The sequence below is a fragment of the Kitasatospora setae KM-6054 genome, from assembly GCF_000269985.1.
Taxonomy (GTDB): domain Bacteria; phylum Actinomycetota; class Actinomycetes; order Streptomycetales; family Streptomycetaceae; genus Kitasatospora; species Kitasatospora setae.
The window spans coordinates 3,372,368-3,390,007 of record NC_016109.1 but is presented as its reverse complement, the minus strand read 5'-3'; the positions used below and the strand labels follow the sequence as shown (position 1 = coordinate 3,390,007).

Sequence of the window (17,640 nt, the reverse complement as noted above, 5' to 3'; positions counted from 1 at the left end):
CATCGCATGATGAATTCCTTGGCGGGGCCGGCCGGCGGCCCCGCGATCAGCATCGACGCACTGGTGGTGCGGCGCGGCGGCAGCACCGTGCTGCCCGGGCTGGACCTGGAGGTCGAACGCGGCAGCGTGACCGGCCTGCTCGGACCGAGCGGCTGCGGGAAGACCACCCTGCTGCGCAGCGTCGTCGGCGTGCAGCGCACCACCGCCGGCACCGTCACCGTGCTCGGCCTCCCGGCCGGCGCGCCCGGACTCCGGAACCGGGTCGGCTACGTCACCCAGGCCCCGTCCGTCTACGGCGACCTCACCGTCGCCGAGAACCTCGACCACTTCGCGGCGATCCTCGGCGCCCCGCCCGGCGACCCCGCCCGGGTCACCGCCCAGGTCGGGCTCGACGCCCACCGGCGCACCCCGGTCGCCCGGCTCTCCGGCGGCCAGCGCGCCCGGGTCTCACTCGCCGCCGCCCTGCTCGGCCACCCCGAACTCCTCGTCCTGGACGAACCCACCGTCGGCCTCGACCCCGTCCTGCGCCAGGAGCTCTGGCGGCTGTTCCGCGAACTCGCCGCCGCCGGCACCACCCTGCTGGTCTCCAGCCACGTCATGGACGAGGCCACCCGCTGCGACCGGCTGCTGCTGATGCGCGACGGCCGGCTGCTCGCCCACGACACCCCCGCCGCGCTGCTCGCCGCGACCGGCGCCGCCGACGTCGAGACCGCCTTCCTCACCCTCGTCCGGACCGCCCCGGACGCTCCCCCGGGGGCCGCGGGCACCGTCGCACCGGAGGACGCCCCGTGAACGCCGCCGCCCGCCGCACCCTCGCCACCGCCCGCCGGGTCCTGACCCAGCTGCGGCACGACCCGCGCACGGTGGCCATGCTGCTGCTCGTGCCGTGCCTGCTGCTCGTCCTGCTCAGGTACATGTACGACGGGCAGCCCGGCACCTTCGACCGGATCGGCCCCGAACTGCTCGGCGTCTTCCCGCTGCTGGTGATGTTCCTGGTCACCTCGGTCGCGATGCTCCGCGAACGCACCAGCGGCACCCTGGAACGCCTGCTCACCATGCCGCTCGGCAGGCTCGACCTGCTGCTCGGCTACGCGCTCGCGTTCGGCGCCGTCGCCCTCGTCCAGGCCGCGCTCGCCGCCGCCCTCACCACCGGCCCGCTCGGTCTGCACGTCGCCGGGCCGGCCTGGGCGCTGTTCGCCGTCGCCGTCGCCGACGGGCTGCTCGGCATGGCGCTCGGCCTGCTGGTCTCCGCGTTCGCCGCCACCGAGTTCCAGGCCGTCCAGTTCCTGCCCGCCGTGCTGCTGCCGCAACTGCTGCTCTGCGGCCTGTTCGTCCCCCGGGAACGGATGGCGCCCGTGCTGCACTGGGCCTCCGACGTCCTGCCGCTCTCCTACGCCGTCGACGCGATGGGCCGGATCACCACCGAGACCGGCGTCGGCGGACGCGTCCTGGCCGACCTCGCCGTGGTCGCCGCCAGCGCGCTCGCCGCACTCGCCCTCGGCGCCGCGACCCTGCGGCGGCGCACCCCCTGACCACCTCGTACGGTGCGGACGGGACGGCCACTTCGTGACCGTCCCGTGTTCGAGTCAGCGCCCGGGACGGCCGGGCGCTGGGGCAGAATCGACGACATGACCGAATCCGACCGGACACCCCACCAGGGTGTCGCCGCCGACGAGCCCGTGTACGCCGACCGCGTCTACCGCTCCGTCCCCAGCGTCGTCGCGGGCGCCATGATGCTCGCGGTCGCCGCCTGGCTGATCATCGACGCCGTCGTGTCCGGCACCGGAGCCACCCCGTGGGTCGCCCTCGCCGCCGCGCCCGTCTTCGTCTTCCCGGTGATCGCCTACACCCTGCGGCCCGTGGTGCGCGCCAACGACCAGCGGCTCGTCGTCCGCAACCCGCTGCGCACCATCGTCGCGCCCTGGGGCAAGGTCGAGACCCTCAAGGCCGGGTACTCGGTCGAACTCTTCGCCGACGGACGCAAGTTCCAGGTCTGGGCGATCCCGGTCTCGATCCGCCAGCGCAAGAAGGCCACCCGCCGCGCCAACCGCGCCACCGCCGAGGGCGACCCCGTCCTCCGGCGCGGCACCCGCACCCCCCGCACCCCCCGCGCCGACCAGCTCGACCCCAACCGCGCCTGGTCCGACGCCGTCGTCAGCACCCTCCAGGACCAGGCCGAACGCAACGCCGGCAAGGCTTCGGCGAGCGGCGACCTGCAGACCACCTGGTGCTGGTGGATCATCGCCCCGACCCTCGCCGGACTGCTCGCGCTGGTGTCGGTGATCGCCGCGACCTGAGCGCCGCTACCTGAGCGCCGCGGTGGCCGCGCGGCGGGCCCCCCGTGCTTCGGCGGCCCCCCGTGCTTCGGCGGGCTCATGGCAGCAGCAGGAGCCGGCCGCGCAGGCCGCCCGACGCCAGGCGGCGGTGCGCCTCGGCGGCGGCGTCGAGCGGGAGCGTGCCGGCCACCCGGGGGGTGAGGCCGGCGGCGGCCAGCGCGGCCAGCCGGGGGCCGTCGGCGCGGATCCAGACCCGGGCCACCCGGGTGCCGCGCAGCGGGGGCGGCCCGCCGCCGAGGACGGCGACCAGGCTGCCGCCGCCGCGCACCGCGTCCAGCGCGAGCGGGCCGAGCGAGGCGGCGTCCACCGCGCCGTCCACCCCGCCGGGAACCGCCTCGCGGACGGCCGCGGCCAGCTCCGCCGACCGCGGCACGAAGACCTCGGCGCCCAGCTCCCGCACCAGCGCCCCGTCACCGTCGCCCGCCGCCGCGACCACCCGCAGCCCCGCCCGGACCGCCAACTGGACGGCGAAACCGCCCACCGCCCCGGCCGCGCCGGTGACCAGCAGCGTCGCACCCGGGCGGAGCGCCGCCAGGTCCAGCGCCTGGGCGGCGGTCAGCGCGCCGAGCGGCAGCCCCGCCGCCGCGACCGGGTCCAGGCCGTCGGGCAGCGGGGCGACCGCGTCCGCGTCCAGCACCACCTGCTCGGCCTGCGCCTTCAGCGGGAGGGTCAGCCGGTCGGACAGGCCGAGAACGGGCTGGCCGCGCCGGAAGCCGGTGACGCCGGGGCCGAGCGCGTCGACGGTGCCCGACACGTCCCAGCCGAGGCCGGTCACCGGGAGCGCGGGCAGCAGCCCGGCGGCGGCCAGCGCGCCGGACCTGGTCTGCAGGTCGACGGGGTTGACGGCGGCGGCGGTCACCCGTACCCGCACCTGGCCGGGTCCGGGGACGGGCAGCGGCAGGTCGGCGAGCTCCAGCACCTCGGGGCCGCCGAAGGAACGGACGATCAGGGCTCTCATGACGGCGACGCTAGGCGTTGCTACTCTCCGGCGGGAAGCAGGCACCTTCGGGTGCGTACCGCACCGGAGGGTGACCGCGATGCCGACCCGTACCGCCGACCAGCAGCGCACCCAGGAGCGCGCCCGCTACGACGCCTACCTCGCCGAGTGCCCCGCCCGGCAACTGCTGGACCGGATCAGCGACAAGTGGGTCAGCCTGCTGCTCAACGCCCTCGCGGACGGCCCGCAGCGCTACAGCGAACTGCACCGGACGGTGGCCGGGGTCAGCCAGAAGATGCTCACCCAGACCCTCCGGACGCTGGAGCGCGACGGCCTGCTGACCCGCACCGTCACCGCGGCGGTGCCGGTCCGGGTCGACTACGCGCTCACCCCGCTGGGCCGCTCGCTGCTCCCGGTCGTCGCCGCCGTCAAGGACTGGGCGGAGACCCACATCGAGGAGGTGCACGCCGCCCGGCGCGCCTACGACGCCTGAGCCGGGGTGGCCTGGCGGGCCTACGCGGGCCGGCCCGCCAGCGCCACCACGTACTTGCCCTCGCCGCGCCCGGCCGCCAGCAGGTCGTGGGCGGCGGGGACGTCGGCGAGGCCGGGCAGCACGGTCACCGGGGCGTCCAGCGAGCCGGCGGCCAGCAGGTCGAGGACGCGGCGGACCGCGTCGGCGACCCGCGCGGGGGCCTGGGCGAGCAGGCCGCCGTGGCTGAAGCCGGTGAGGGTGGCGTTGGCGGCGAGCAGCCGGGGCAGCGGCGGCAGCGGGTCCGGGGTGCCGCCGCCCGCGTTGCCGAACAGGACGATCCGGCCGCCCGGCGCCAGCAGGTCGAGGTCGAGGTCGAGCGCGGCGGTGCCGAGCGGGTCGAGGACGAGGTCGACGCCGCGCCCGCCGTTCGCCGCCCTCAGCTGCTCCCGGACGTCCCCGCCGCGGGCGTGCACCGCGTGGTAGCCCTGCCGCCGGGCGGCCTCGGCCTTCTCGGGCCGCCCCACCGTGCCGAGTAGGCGCCCGCCGCCCAGCAGCGGCAGCAGCCGGGCCACCGCGGTGCCGACGCCGCCGCTCGCCGAGTGCACCAGCACGCTCTCGCCCGCGGTGAACCGCCCCGCGTCGGTGAGCAGCAGCAGCGCGGTCGCCAGGCCCAGCGGCGCGGCGGCGGCCGCCGCCAGCGGGACGCCGTCCGGCACCGGGACGGTCAGCGCGGCGTCCGCGACGGCCGTCTCGGCCAGGCCGCCGCCCGCGACGGCGGCCACCACCTGCGTGCCGACGGCGAGGCCGGTGACGCCCGCGCCGAGGGCGCGCACGGTGCCCGCCACCTCCTTGCCCGGGCGGTACGGCCAGGTGGCGGCGTAGCCGTCGCCGCGGCGGGCCATCACGTCGACGAAGTTCAGCCCGGCGTACGCGACGTCGATCGCGACCTGCCCCGGGCCGGGCCGCGGCGGTTCGACGTCGAGGACGCGGCTGTGCTCGGCGCCGCCGGCTTCGGTCATCACGAGTGCGCGCACGGTGGTCCCCCTGGAGCGTCGGAAGCTACGATGTTCTACGAACGTCGAAATTAGTACCACGCATCTTCGATGAATGTCGAACATCCCAGGAAGAGCCCCCCGTGCCCCGAGCCAGCCGCCGCCGCGAGGCGCCGCAGTACCCCGACACCGCCGACCTCGATCTGCTGGACGTCCTGCACGCGTTCTCCGGCCCCACCCGGATGACCATCGTGCTCACCCTCGGCGCCGAACCCGAGCGCGCCTGCGGCACCTTCCCGGTGGACGTCGCGCCCTCCACCCTCAGCCACCACTTCAAGGTGCTCCGCCAGGCCGGCCTGATCCGCCACCGCGAGGAGGGCAACCGCCGGCTGACCACGCTGCGCGCGGCCGACCTGGAGCAGCGCTTCCCGGGACTGCTGGGCGTCGTGACGGCGGCGTACCGGGGCGAAGGGGGCGAGAGGGTCGAGGCGGGGACAGGTGGGGGTGAAGCGCTCCAGGAGTGAGCAGTCCCGCTGTAGCGGGACAAGTCAGGCGGTCGGCGCATATGTGCCGACCGCTTTCTGATGCCTGGTCAGTTCGGCCAATACTCCCGGGCGCTACCTCATCTGACTGGTCGTCAAAAGCTGACGGAGCGTCTCGAACGGCTGCTTCCGCCGGATTTCCGTAAGTCTCTTGATCTGTCTGCGAATTCACTGTTCATGCAGGTCAGTAGCGTATGGCTGGGTCGGTAAATCTGTTGAAGAAGGAGCCGCGAAGCATTCATTGACGAATATTCGGGGCAATATCGGGCATCTCGTTTCCAGGGCTTGACCCCCTCTTCATGGAGGCTGCATTGTTCCCGTTCGAATGCCTGCTCATCGGGGGCGGGCAGCTCGGAGGGAGACCGCGCGCGCCATGTCCGATACGACCTCACCGAGACGCCGCCCAGGGTGTGTCGGGACCGACCGGAGGGGCGTGCTCGGCCGCGCGACGGTGGCCGCGGCCACGGCGCTCGTGCTCACCGCGCTCTCCTCCCCGGCGGCCTGGGCCGCCGACCCGACGCCCGCGCCGGCGTCCACCGCGAGCGCGGACGGCGCGCAGCCGCAGGCCGAGAGCGAGCAGACCAAGGCGATCCGCTCGGCGCTCCAGCGGGCGAAGGAGACCGGCAAGCAGGTCCGGATCGACTCGATGACCAACGAGACGACCGAGGTCTTCGCCAACCCCGACGGCCGGACGCTGTCCTCCGAGGCCAACGCCCAGGACGTCCGGACCAAGCGCAACGGCACCTGGCAGGACCTCGACGCGAGCCTGCGCGCCAACGCCGACGGCACCGTCACCCCGGCACTGACCGGCTCCGACCTGGTGCTCTCCGGTGGCGGCAACGGCCCGCTGGCGAAGATCACCACGGCCGACGGCACCTCGATGGCGATCAGCGCCCCGTTCCCGCTGCCGAAGCCGACCCTGGACGGCGCGACCGCGACCTACGCCTCCGTGCTGCCCGACGTGGACCTGCGGGTGACGGCCCGTCCGGACGGCGGCTGGCGCGACGTGATCGTGGTCAGGACCGCGCGGGCCGCCGCCGACCCCCGGCTCAAGAGCCTGCGCTTCGCGCTGAAGACCACCGGCGTGAAGGCCGGCACCGACGAGGCGGGCAACGTCTCGTTCAAGGACGCGCAGGGCAAGACGCGCTTCCACGCGCCGACCCCGTTCCAGTGGGACTCCACCCCCGTCCCCGCACCGGCCCCCGTGGTCAAGTCCGGTGGTGCCCAGGCCAAGTCGCTGTTCGCCGCGCCCGGCGCCGCCGAGACGCAGGCCGCGGCCGAGTCCTCGAACGCCGAACGGCCCGGCGCCGCCGCCGCGGTCTCCGAGATCGGGATCACCGCCAGCGACACCGAACTGGTGCTCACCCCGGACCCGGCCACCTTCGGCCAGGGCACCGGCCCCTGGTACCTCGACCCCGAGACCAGCGTCGACAAGGGCGCCACGGTCAACGCGCAGGTCCAGGAGAACCACCCCGACACCGCCAACGTCAACACCCTCAGCTCGCTGGGCGTCGGCTACTGCGGCTACTCGGACTGCACCGGCTACGGCCGCTACCGCGCGTACTACCAGATCCCCAGCCCCGACGGCCTGTTCGAGGGCGGCGGCCACGGCACCGCGACCGTCAACCGCGCCACCCTGTCCACCACCGTCGTCGACGCCTCCTCCCCGGGCACCAAGTCGACGCTGAACGTGTACAGCGCCCCGGCCTTCCAGGGCACCACCACCTGGAACAACCAGCCCTGCGGCACCAACGGCAAGATGACCGGCTGCACCTGGGCGTCCAACGCCGACGTCACCGGCACCGGCACCGGCACCATCAGCTGGGACGTCACCTGGTGGATGCAGAAGATCGTCAACGAGAAGATCCCCAACTGGACGATCGGCATCTCGGCCGAGAACGAGACCGACAAGCTGCTGCGCCACCACATCGGCTCCAACGCGCACATCAGCACCGTCTACGACATCACGCCGACCATCTGGTACCCGCGGACCTCCCCCAAGCCGGGCTTCACCAACGACCCGACCTTCGGCACCCAGGCCAACGACTGCCAGACCCCGGGCGGCAGCGCCTGGTACAACCCGGGCTGGGTCGGCGCCAACCAGTACGTCTACCTGAACGCCAGCGCCTGGTCGCCGATCGGCGCCGGCACCACCGTCAACTTCCACATCTGGGACGACAACAACAGCACCTGGCACGCCTACCCCAGCAGCTCCGGGGCGGGCAGCTACGGCAGCGCCACGGCCTCCGTCGACCGGCTGACCGACGGCCACCAGTACGGCTGGCTGGCGAACGTCACGGACGGCTCGCTGACCTCGGGTGACACCCCCTGGTGCTACTTCCGGGTCGACAAGACCCCGCCGCAGGTGGGCATCTCCTCCGCCGACTTCCCGGCCAGCGGCACCGTCGGCGCCGTCCCGAAGAAGAAGGCCGGCCAGGACGGCACCTTCACCCTCACCGCCAGCGACCCGGCGCCCGCGTCCGGCCTGAACGCCTCCGGCGTGGCCTGCGTGCGCTGGAGCACCGACCCGACCGCCGTCACCGGCTGGTCCTGCGACGCCACCGGCACGGCCAACAAGGACGGCGTGGTGAAGACCCGCGACCCCGCCGACGCCACGCGCGTCACCGGCACCATCACCTTCCGGCCGCCCCGCTGGGGCACCAACACCCTGTACGTGCAGGCGATGGACGTGGCCGGCAACTACAGCCAGCCGCTGCCCTACACCTTCTACGCCCCCTGGGACGCCAGCAGCGCCGCCGGCGCCCCCGGCGACCTCGACGGCGACGGCCGCGGCGACGTCCTCGTCCCGGATGACCTCGGCAACCTGCGGGTGATCGGCCTCGACAGCGACATGACCGCCATCCAGGGCGCCCCCGTCGGCCTCGCGCCCGGCGGCACCTCCTGGAAGAGCAACCCGGCCACCGGCCTGACCGTCCGCACCACCCACCTCGGCGCGCTGCGCCAGCCGCCCACCCCGGTGGACGACACCGTGGTGTGGACCAACGCGGTCTCCGGCACCACGTCGCTGGCCTCCAACCTGTACCTGTACCAGAACAACGGCGACGGCACCTTCAAGGCGCCGGTGCTCCTCGCCAAGCCGGACTACCCCGACTTCGTCGGCGCGAACGGCACCGTCTCCCAGACGGAACCGGCCAACTGGACCTACGACTGGAGCAAGCTGACCCAGGTGGTCGCGCTCGGCCGCACCGGCGCTCCCGCCAGCAACGGCGAGAGCAAGGTCCCGCAGGACCAGACCGCGCTGCTCACCGTCGAGAACGGCAACCTCTGGCTCTACCGCACCCTGTTCACCAACGACGTGTCGGCTCCGGTCGTCAAGGTCTCGGCCGCGAACTGGGACAACTACGAGCTGATCAACCCCGGCAACGCCTCCGGCACCGCCCAGTCCACCGTGTGGACCCGGGACAAGACCGACGGCACCATCCGGGCCTACGACATCAAGCTCGACGCCGCCGGCCGCCTGGACTTCGGCAACCTGGTCGACCCGACCAGCAAGGCCCGCACCGTCGGCACCCAGAAGTTCACCGCCTCCGCCTACCCGCAGATCGGCTCCAGCGGCGACGCCACCAAGGACGGCCTGCCCGACCTCTGGGCCCTGGACACCACCAACCGCCTCAAGGTGTGGCCCGGCACCGCCGCCACCGGCACCACCGTGGTCAACGGCTTCGCCACCACCCCGTACGACCAGGGCGACAGCCGCCGCACGGTCGCCCGGCTGAAGCTCACCAACCCCGGCGGCTCCATCGTCACCGACGTCTACGGCAAGAGCCCGATGACGGCCGGCAGCGGGGTCACCTTCCCGGCCGACACGGTCAACGGCAGGAGCACCACCGTCGCGCACTTCGGCGGCGGTACCGGCGCGGCCGGTGCCACCTCGGTGATCTCCTACGGGGTCGGCCAGACCCAGCAGGTCAAGGTCGACACCTCGAAGTCCTTCACCGTCAGCGTCTGGGCCAAGCCGACCGGTGTGAGCGGTTCGGTGCTGTCCACCAAGGGCGCCACCTCCAGCGGGTTCATCCTCTGGCCGGACAAGGACGGTACCTGGCGCTTCGGCATGGCCACCACCGACAACGCCGGCCCGAGCTACCACCAGACGGCGGACGCCAGCACCAGCGCCGCCCGCTACCAGGCGGACCGCTGGGACCGGCTGACCGCCAGCTACAACGCCACCACCGGCGGCATGTCGCTGTACGTCAACGGGGTGCTCGCCGGCAGCAGCTACCACGCCGGCAAGTTCGGCTACAGCGGGCAGTTGGTGATCGGCAACTCCCAGGAGGCGGGTGCGCTCTCCGCCGCGTTCAGCGGCAACGTCAGCGACGTCGAGGTGTTCGACACCGCGACCGACCCGAGCACCGCCGCCAGCCGGATCATGGCCAACCTGCCGACCGGCGTCGGCTCCAACAAGTGCCTGGACGCCAACGGCGGCGTGGACGCCAACGGCACCGCGATCCAGCTCTGGGACTGCAACCCCAGCACCGCCCAGCAGGCCACCGCGCAGCCGAACGGCACCATCAAGGTGCTCAGCCGCTGCGTCGACGTGACCGGCGCGGTCACCGGCAACGGCACCAAGATCCAGCTCTGGAACTGCGACGGCAACCCCGCCCAGCAGTGGCTCTACCGCGCCGACGGCTCGCTCTACAACCCGATGTCCGGCCGCTGCCTGGACATCCCGAACGGCACCCTCACCAACGGGACGCAGCTCCAGATCTGGGACTGCAACCAGACCTACCCGCAGCGCTGGGGCATGGGGGCGATCGCCTGACCCGACCAGCCTGACCAGCCCGGCCGGGGGCGCCGCCCGCGCCCCCGGCCCGGTCCACCGCCCCGGAAATCCGCCCGGAAATATCCGACGGAATTCCACCGGGGCGGTCTCAGGCGCATCTTTCGAATGGTTTCTGGGAGAGCTGGGAGAAAGTTCCCTGCCGACTGGCACGTTCAATAACGGAATGGTTAAGTTGCCTGCTGGGGGCTGGTGTTGACGGCCAGCTGATCTCTAGTTTCGGTGTCGACCATCGCGCATGCAATTCGTGGCGTCCTGTTTCCTGACGGGGCGTCTTTTGTGCGTGGTCCCACATAATCTGGGGAGATTCATATGGGGGAGCAGCGTGAACGCACCCCGCGCCACCGGTTGAGAGGCCGGTCGAGGGCGCTGGGGTTGCTGACGCTCATGGCGGTGACCGGGGCACTGGTCGGTGCGCCGCCGGCGTTCGCCGAGAAGCCGCCGAAGATCTGGGTGCCGCCCACCACGCCGCTGCACGAGGCGGACTCGGTGGCCGGGCGCTCGGACGGCGCGGGCGGGACGGCCGCCACCGGCGGCGTGCCGCGGGAGTGGAAGCGTGCGGCGGTGGCTCCGGCGAAGGCCGGCAGTGCGACCGTCGAGGTCACGGACGTGTCGGCGGAGCAGGAGGCGGCGCGCCGGCTGGGCGGCGGGGCCGCTCCGGCGGCCGGCGGCAAGGCCAGGGTCAAGGCCGGCGACCTGCCGGTGTTCCTGACCGACCTGGGCACCGCGAAGGACAAGGACAAGGCCGCGGGCACGCCCTCGGTCAAGGTCGACCTGCTGGACGAGGGCAAGGCCAAGGCGGCCGGTTCGACCGGTCCGGTGGTCCGGCTGGAAGGGGCCGGCGGTGCCGCGAAGGGCGGCCACAAGCTCCAGGTCTCGCTGGACGTCAAGGCGCTGACCGGCAACGCGATGTGGTCCGACCGGGCCCGGCTGGTGCTGCTGCCCGAGTGCGCGCTCACCACGCCGGACGCCCAGCAGTGCCGCACCAGCACCCCGGTGCCCTCGACGGTCGACCCGCTGTCGGGTCTGCTGACCGCCGACGTGCAGCTGCCGGAGGCGCCCGCCGCGCCCGCGGCGTCCGCTTCGGCCGGCGGTGTCGTGCAGGCCGGGTTCGTCCAGCAGACGGCCGTCGCGTCGTCGGGCGCGATGGTGCTGGCCGCGCAGGCGGCCCCGTCGGGTTCGTCGGGTTCGTTCGCGGCGACCGCGATCGCGCCGTCGGCGGCCTGGAGCGCGGGTTCCGGCTCCGGCAACTTCACGTACTCGTACACCTTCGACATGCCGACCGCGGTCGGCGGGTCCGCCCCCAGCGTGGTGCTGGGCTACGACTCCTCGTCGGTGGACGGTCGCACCGCCTCGACCAACTCGCAGTCGGGCTGGGTCGGTGACGGCTGGGACTACTCGGCCGGCTCGATCTCGCGCTCGTACAAGCCCTGCGCCAAGGCCGGCATCGACATGTCGGGTGACGAGTGCTGGGCGGGGCAGTCGCTGCAGCTCAACCTGGCGGGCCACTCCGGCGTCCTGGTCAAGGACGACACCACTGGCGTGCTGCGGCTGCAGGGCGACGACGGGACCCTGGTCACCCCGCTGACGGGCCTGGCCAACGGGGCGTGGAACGGCGAGGGCTTCAAGGTCACCACGACCGACGGCACCCAGTACTACTTCGGTGCCAACCACCTGCCCGGCGGTGACAACACCGATCCGGCCAGCAACTCGGTCAACACCGTGCCGGTCTACCACCCGCACGCGGGCGACCCGTGCTACAGCTCCTCGACCGGCCTGGCCTCGTGGTGCCAGATGGGCTGGCAGTGGAACCTCGACTACATCGTCGACCTGCACGGCAACCTGATCAAGTACCAGTACGCGAAGGAGTCCAACTCCTACGCGCGCGGCGGCGGCCAGAACAACGGCACCGGCACCCGCACCGCGTACGACCGGTACTCCAACGTCTCCTCGATCCAGTACGGCCTGCGGCTGTCCGACCAGATCGCCTCCAAGGGCGCGGGCAACCCCGCGGCGAAGATCGACTTCACGACGGCGGAGCGCTGCTTCGCCTCCGGCTCGATCACCTGCACCACCGCCCAGCGGGTGGTGGCCAACCAGTCGTCCTGGCCGGACACCCCGCTCGACCAGGCCTGCACCTCGTCCGGTACCTGCACCAACTACGGCCCGTCGTTCTGGACTTCGAAGCGCCTGACCGGCATTCAGACCACCGTGTACGTGGGCGGCGCGGCCCGGGTGGTGGACTCCTGGGCGCTCAACCAGGTCTTCTCCGACCCGGGTGACGGCAACGCGCCGACGCTGTGGCTGAGCTCGATCCAGCGCACCGGCAAGAACGGCCAGGCCGACCTGCCGCTGCCCGCCGTGTCGTTCACGGCGATGCAGATGGCCAACCGGGTCGACGGCCTCGTCCCGGCGGCCCCGCAGTTCAACCGGCCCCGGATGAAGGAGATCACCACCGAGACCGGTGGCCGGATCACCGTCAACTACAAGCCCGCCGAGTGCTCCCGGGTCAACAGCACCATGCCGGCCTCCGAGGCCGGGAACACCATGGCGTGCATGCCGGTGAAGTGGGTCCCGCCGGGCTCGCAGGCCGGCACCAAGCCGATCGACGACTGGTTCCACAAGTACCTGGTCTCCTCGATCGTCGAGTCCTCGCTGGTGACGAGTTCGACCGTGGCGAAGGAGACGCAGTACGCCTACGGCGGCGGCGCCGCCTGGCACCGCAACGACTCCGAGTTCGCGGACGACGACACCCGCACCTACGACAACTTCCGCGGCTACCAGTCCGTCACCACCACGACGGGCTCCGGCTCGGACGGCCCCCGCACCAAGTCGGTCAGCACCTTCCTGCGCGGCATGGGCGGCCAGGTCGCCGACAGCTGGGGCTCCACCATCACCGACGTCGAGGAACTGGCCGGCTTCGTCCGCGAGACCCAGAACTACGAGTCGGACGCCGCGGGCGCCAAGGTCATCGGCGGCGAGCTCACCACCCCGTGGCTCTCCAAGATCACCTCGACCCACACCCAGACCGGCAACCTGCCCAAGGTCACCGCCCGCTACATCAACACCGCCAACGTCAAGAACCGCTCACTGCTGTCCAACGGCCAGTGGCGCACCACCGAGCGCAGCGCCACCTACGACGAGGACCACGCCGGACGCCTCGTCACCATGGACGTCCTCGGCGACACCACGCTCAGCGGCTACCCGCAGCGTCAGTGCACCTCGATGACGTACGCCTCGGGCAGCAACCCGGCCCTGGTCGAGCTGCCCTCGCGCATCCTCACCCTGGCCGGCGCCTGCGCGCAGACGCCCAACGCCACCAACACCGTCTCCGACGCGCTGACCTACTACGACGGCCAGGCCCTCGGCGTGATCGGCGACAAGGCCGACCAGACCGAGACCCGCGTCCTGGAGTCCTACGGCGCCAACAACAGCCCCAACTACCGGGTCACCGCCAAGGCGCAGTTCGACGCCTACGGCCGCCAGGTCTCCACCACCGACCCCAACCGCACCGACACCGCCCACCCCAACGGCGCGACCACCACCACGGCGTACACCCCCGCCACCGGTGAACTGCCCTCCCAAGTGGACGTCACCAACCCGCTCGGCTGGAAGTCCACCACCGTCGTCGACCCCGCTCGCGGCCTGCCCACCAAGGCGACCGACGAGAACGGCCGCACCACGCTGGAGACCTACGACGCGCTCGGCCGCCTCACCGCGGTCTGGCTGCCCGGCCGCGACCCCAACAGCACCGACACCCGGAAGACCGCGCCCAACCGGAAGTTCACCTACGCGCTGAACGGCTCGGCCTCCCCGTCGATCGTCACCAGCGAGAGCATCCGCGAGGACCGCACCTACGCCAAGAGCCTGCAGATCTACGACGGCCTCGGGCGCGTCCGGCAGTCGCAGTCGATGCCGGTGCAGGGCCAGGTCGGCCGGCTGATCTCCGAGTCGTTCTTCGACTCGCACGGTTGGCAGATCAAGTCCACCCCGTCCTACTACAACGCCGACTCCGGCCCGGTCGCGACCGTGTTCCTGCCGCAGGACTCGCAGGTCCCGACCCAGACCTGGAACGAGTACGACGGCCTCGGCCGCATCACCGCCAGCAAGTTCATCTCCTACGGCCAGGAGCAGTGGCGCAGCACGGCCTCCTACCCGGGCACCGAGCGCACCGACGCGACCCCGCCGCCCGGCGGCTACGCGACCACCACGCTCACCGACGCCACCGGCGCGGCCGTCGAGGTACGGCAGTACAAGGGCGGCACCCCGACCGGGGTCTACGACGCGACCACCTACGGGTACAGCATCACGGGCAAGCCGACCTGGGTCCAGGACAGCAGCACCCCGGCCCACCGGTGGACCTACACCTACGACCTGCTCGGCCAGCAGACCAGTGCGACGGACCCGGACAGTGGCACGTCCACCGTGGTGTACGACAAGGCCGGACACCCCGCCACCACCACCGACGCGCGCGGCAAGTCGACCAGCATCACCTATGACCTGCTTGGTCGCCAGGTTGCCTCGTACGACGGGACCAGCACCACCGACGCGAGCAAGAAGCTCATCGAGTGGACGTACGACTCGCTGGCCCTTGGCAAGCCCGCCGCCACGACCACCTATGCCGATGTTCCCAACGGCACCGGCAAGGTCGCCTACGTGGGTGCGGTCACCGGCTACGACATCGGCTACCGGCCGACCGGAATGTCGATGACGATCCCGTCCGTCACCGGCGAGGAGAAGCTGGCCAAGACCTACACCTGGTCGAAAGCCTATTCGCTGGTCCTCGGACTGAACAGGAGCAATACGCTGCCCGCGGTGGGCGGCTTGGCGGCGGAGACCGTCGGCAACTCCTACGACGTCGACGGCAACTTCCAGACCTCCAGCGGCCTGGACTACTACGTCCAGGACATGCAGTACGACGCGTTCGGCCGCCCCACCCGCACCACGGTGGGCGCGTCCGGCAAGCAGGTCGTCTCCACCCAGCAGTACGACCCGGGCACGGGCAACGTCGTGCAGTCCACCCTGGACAAGCAGACGGCGGCCACCACCCACGTCGACTTCACGAACTACACCTACAACAAGGTGGGTTCGATGACCTCGGCGAAGACGGTCCAGGACGGTACTTCCACCGACCTGCAGTGCTTCACCTACGACTACCTCGGCCGGCTCTCCGCGGCCTGGACCGACAAGGGCACCACCACCACCGCCCCCGCACCCTCCGTGCAGGGCATCGGCAGCTGCACCAACGCCACCGAGCCCACCGCGGCCACCGCCTCGGCCCGGATCGGCGGCCCCGCCCCCTACTGGCAGACCTACTCCTACGACCTGACCGGCAACCGCACCAAGCTCGTCCAGCACGACACCACCGGCGCGGTCGTCAACGACAAGCAGACCGACCAGACCTTCGCCCCGGGCCCGAACACCGCCACCACCGACCCCACCACGGGCGGCGGCACCGGCGGACCCCACGCGCTGCTCACCTCCAAGACCAGCTCGAACGGCACCAGCAAGGTCACCACGTCCACCTACGACGCGGCCGGCAACACCACGTCCCTCACCAGCACCAGCGGCACCAAGACGCTGACCTGGAACAACCAGGGCAAGCTCGCCAAGGTCCACGACACGGCGGCACCCGCCAACGACACCAGCTACGTCTACGACGCGGACGGCAACCAGTTGGTCCGCCGGGTGGGCGGCAAGACCACCATCAACCTGGGCACCGACGAGCTCACCCTCGACACCGCCACCGGCAAGACCACCGCCACCCGCTACTACGCGGCCCCCGGCGGCCTGACCATCACCCGCACCGCGGACGACGCCGGCGCCACGGCGCTCTACTACCAGGCGTCCGACCCGCACGGCACCGCCGGCGTCCAGCTGGACGCCGCCAACCTGACCGTCGCCCGACGCCCCACCGACCCCTTCGGCAACGCCCGCGGCACCCAGCCCGGCAACGGCGTCTGGGCCGGCGACAAGGGCTTCGTCGGCGGCACCATCGAAGGCACCGGATTCACCAACCTCGGCGCCCGCCAGTACGACCCTGCCACCGGACGCTTCCTGTCCGTCGACCCGGTGTTCAACGGCTCGGACCCGCAGTCGTGGAACGGCTACGCCTACGCCAACAACAATCCCGTCGACCACACCGACCCGTCCGGCACCTGCATCCCCGACGACAAGGGCCGCTGCATGTCGGCCGCCGGTTGGGACGCCTACGACGCCGGCAAGACCGGACTCCCGCAGACCACCGGGAGCACCACCACCGGCACCAGCCCGAAGTCCAAGGCCGCGCAGGACGCCTCCAACGAGGCCATGCGCCAGAAGCAGGCCGCCGACGAGGCGCTCGCCAAGGCGAAGCAGGCCCGCGAGGAACTGGTCAAGCAGATCGTCGACGTCGTCGGCGACCTGATCGGCTTCAACGACGCCCGCGACTGCTTCACCAAGGGCGACGTGATGGGCTGCATCAACACGGCCCTGAACTTCGTTCCGTGGAGCAAGGTCTTCAAGGCCGTCAAGGTCGGCATCAAGGCGTTCAAGCTCTGGCGCGAGGGCGAGAAGGCCTACGACGCCATCCGCAGCGCGGAACGCGTGGCCAAGGGCGCGGAGGACGCACTCAGCGCGGCTCGCAAGACCGAGAAGGAGGTTGCGGAAGCCGAGGCACAAGCGGCCAAGCAGGCCGAGGCCGACGCCGCCAAGGCCGCCGAGGCCGACGCCGCCAAGGCGGACAGCGGCGGGTCATGCCCGCTCAAGGCCAACAGTTTCCCGGCCGGCACCCTGGTCCGGCTCGCTGACGGCAGCACCAAGCCGATCGACCAGTTGGAACTGGGCGACATGGTTCTGGCGACCGACCCGCAGACCGGGGAGACCCGGGCCGAGCCGGTTACCGACACGATCACCGGCTATGACGATGTCGAGTTCACCGAACTCACGCTCGACCGTGCCACCGGGGGCGAAACCCCGACCGTCACTTCCACGGCGCACCATGCCTACTGGGACGAGACCGCCCGGAAGTGGGTCGACGCCCTCGATCTGAAGGTCGGCGACCAACTCCAGACCGCTGACCGCACACTCGCCACGATTGTGGCGACCCGGACCTACGGCACCCCGCCGTCGACCGCGCACAACCTCACCGTGGCGAACCTGCACACGTACTATGTGGTCGCAGGCTCCACGCCCGTGCTGGTCCACAACTGTGGCACTGACGATACGGCCGTCCACCTCGACCTCACCTACAAGGAGGGTTGGGACGATGCGCAGAAGGTTGCGGCCGACGGCAAGGTGGCGTACCTCGACGGGCTGGCCAAGAGCGAGGACCTGGTGAAGACCGACTCGGTGCGCGTGGTCAAGGGCTCTGCGGCAGGCCGTCTCCGCAAGGACGGCCAGACTGTTCCGAGCGGATCTGACGGGGACCACATGCGGGATCTTCAACTCGGTGGAACCGACACCCTCGACAACCTTTCTCCACTGGATGCGAGCGTGAACAGGAGCTTGGGCCCGCAGATCGCGGGAAGACTGAAGAACCTGCCGAACGGGACGCGCATCTGCGGCGTTTCCATTTCCTAGGGG

At 71.8% G+C, this 17,640-nt stretch carries 9 protein-coding genes; 7 read left to right on the top strand and 2 right to left on the bottom strand.

Annotated elements, in window-relative coordinates; all coding sequences use genetic code 11:
* Positions 1–6 precede the first annotated feature (6 nt).
* The 3 genes from KSE_RS14815 to KSE_RS14805 all read left to right on the top strand — a co-directional run bounded on the left by KSE_RS14815 (position 7) and on the right by KSE_RS14805 (position 2,297).
* A complete protein-coding gene (locus tag KSE_RS14815; protein ID WP_033258493.1) occupies positions 7–792 on the top strand; it encodes an ABC transporter ATP-binding protein in 786 nt (261 codons plus the stop codon).
* Positions 789–1,532, top strand: coding sequence for an ABC transporter permease (locus tag KSE_RS14810; protein ID WP_014136126.1), 744 nt, complete (start codon positions 789–791; stop codon positions 1,530–1,532). Before KSE_RS14815 ends, KSE_RS14810 begins: the two co-directional genes overlap by 4 nt.
* 96 nt (positions 1,533–1,628) lie before the next feature.
* On the top strand, positions 1,629–2,297 hold the full coding sequence (locus KSE_RS14805) for a PH domain-containing protein (protein ID WP_014136125.1): 669 nt from the start codon (positions 1,629–1,631) through the stop codon (positions 2,295–2,297).
* Positions 2,298–2,373: 76 nt separating this feature from the next.
* Here the strand turns inward: KSE_RS14805 and KSE_RS14800 are convergent, their stop codons facing one another.
* Complete coding sequence (locus tag KSE_RS14800) at positions 2,374–3,294, bottom strand: NADP-dependent oxidoreductase (RefSeq protein WP_014136124.1); 921 nt, start codon at positions 3,292–3,294, stop codon at positions 2,374–2,376.
* A gap of 79 nt (positions 3,295–3,373) precedes the next feature.
* Here KSE_RS14800 and KSE_RS14795 point away from each other — a divergent pair, with 79 nt between their 5' ends.
* On the top strand, positions 3,374–3,766 hold the full coding sequence (locus KSE_RS14795) for a winged helix-turn-helix transcriptional regulator (protein ID WP_033258492.1): 393 nt from the start codon (positions 3,374–3,376) through the stop codon (positions 3,764–3,766).
* A gap of 20 nt (positions 3,767–3,786) precedes the next feature.
* On the opposite strand, the gene KSE_RS14790 is transcribed toward KSE_RS14795, so the two are convergent.
* Positions 3,787–4,779: a quinone oxidoreductase family protein gene (locus tag KSE_RS14790; RefSeq protein ID WP_014136122.1), complete on the bottom strand. Its 993-nt coding sequence runs from the start codon at positions 4,777–4,779 to the stop codon at positions 3,787–3,789.
* Positions 4,780–4,880: 101 nt separating this feature from the next.
* Between KSE_RS14790 and KSE_RS14785 the strand changes: the two genes are divergently transcribed.
* From KSE_RS14785 to KSE_RS45820, 3 genes are all read left to right on the top strand, one after another.
* Positions 4,881–5,261 carry an ArsR/SmtB family transcription factor gene (locus KSE_RS14785; RefSeq protein WP_014136121.1) on the top strand — a complete coding sequence of 127 codons (381 nt, stop codon included), beginning with the start codon at positions 4,881–4,883 and terminating at the stop codon, positions 5,259–5,261.
* A 451-nt stretch (positions 5,262–5,712) separates the two neighbouring features.
* Positions 5,713–10,059: a ricin-type beta-trefoil lectin domain protein gene (locus KSE_RS45825; protein ID WP_014136120.1), complete on the top strand. Its 4,347-nt coding sequence runs from the start codon at positions 5,713–5,715 to the stop codon at positions 10,057–10,059.
* A gap of 405 nt (positions 10,060–10,464) precedes the next feature.
* Positions 10,465–17,637, top strand: coding sequence for a polymorphic toxin-type HINT domain-containing protein (locus KSE_RS45820; protein WP_014136119.1), 7,173 nt, complete (start codon positions 10,465–10,467; stop codon positions 17,635–17,637).
* Positions 17,638–17,640: the final 3 nt, after the last annotated feature.

Coding starts and splice junctions, on each gene's coding strand:
- KSE_RS14805 (WP_014136125.1), top strand. CDS start 1,629: ATGACCGAATCCGACCGGACACCCCACCAGGGTGTCGCCGCCGACGAG.
- KSE_RS14795 (WP_033258492.1), top strand. CDS start 3,374: ATGCCGACCCGTACCGCCGACCAGCAGCGCACCCAGGAGCGCGCCCGC.
- KSE_RS14800 (WP_014136124.1), bottom strand. CDS start 3,294: ATGAGAGCCCTGATCGTCCGTTCCTTCGGCGGCCCCGAGGTGCTGGAG.
- KSE_RS45820 (WP_014136119.1), top strand. CDS start 10,465: ATGGCGGTGACCGGGGCACTGGTCGGTGCGCCGCCGGCGTTCGCCGAG.
- KSE_RS14815 (WP_033258493.1), top strand. CDS start 7: ATGATGAATTCCTTGGCGGGGCCGGCCGGCGGCCCCGCGATCAGCATC.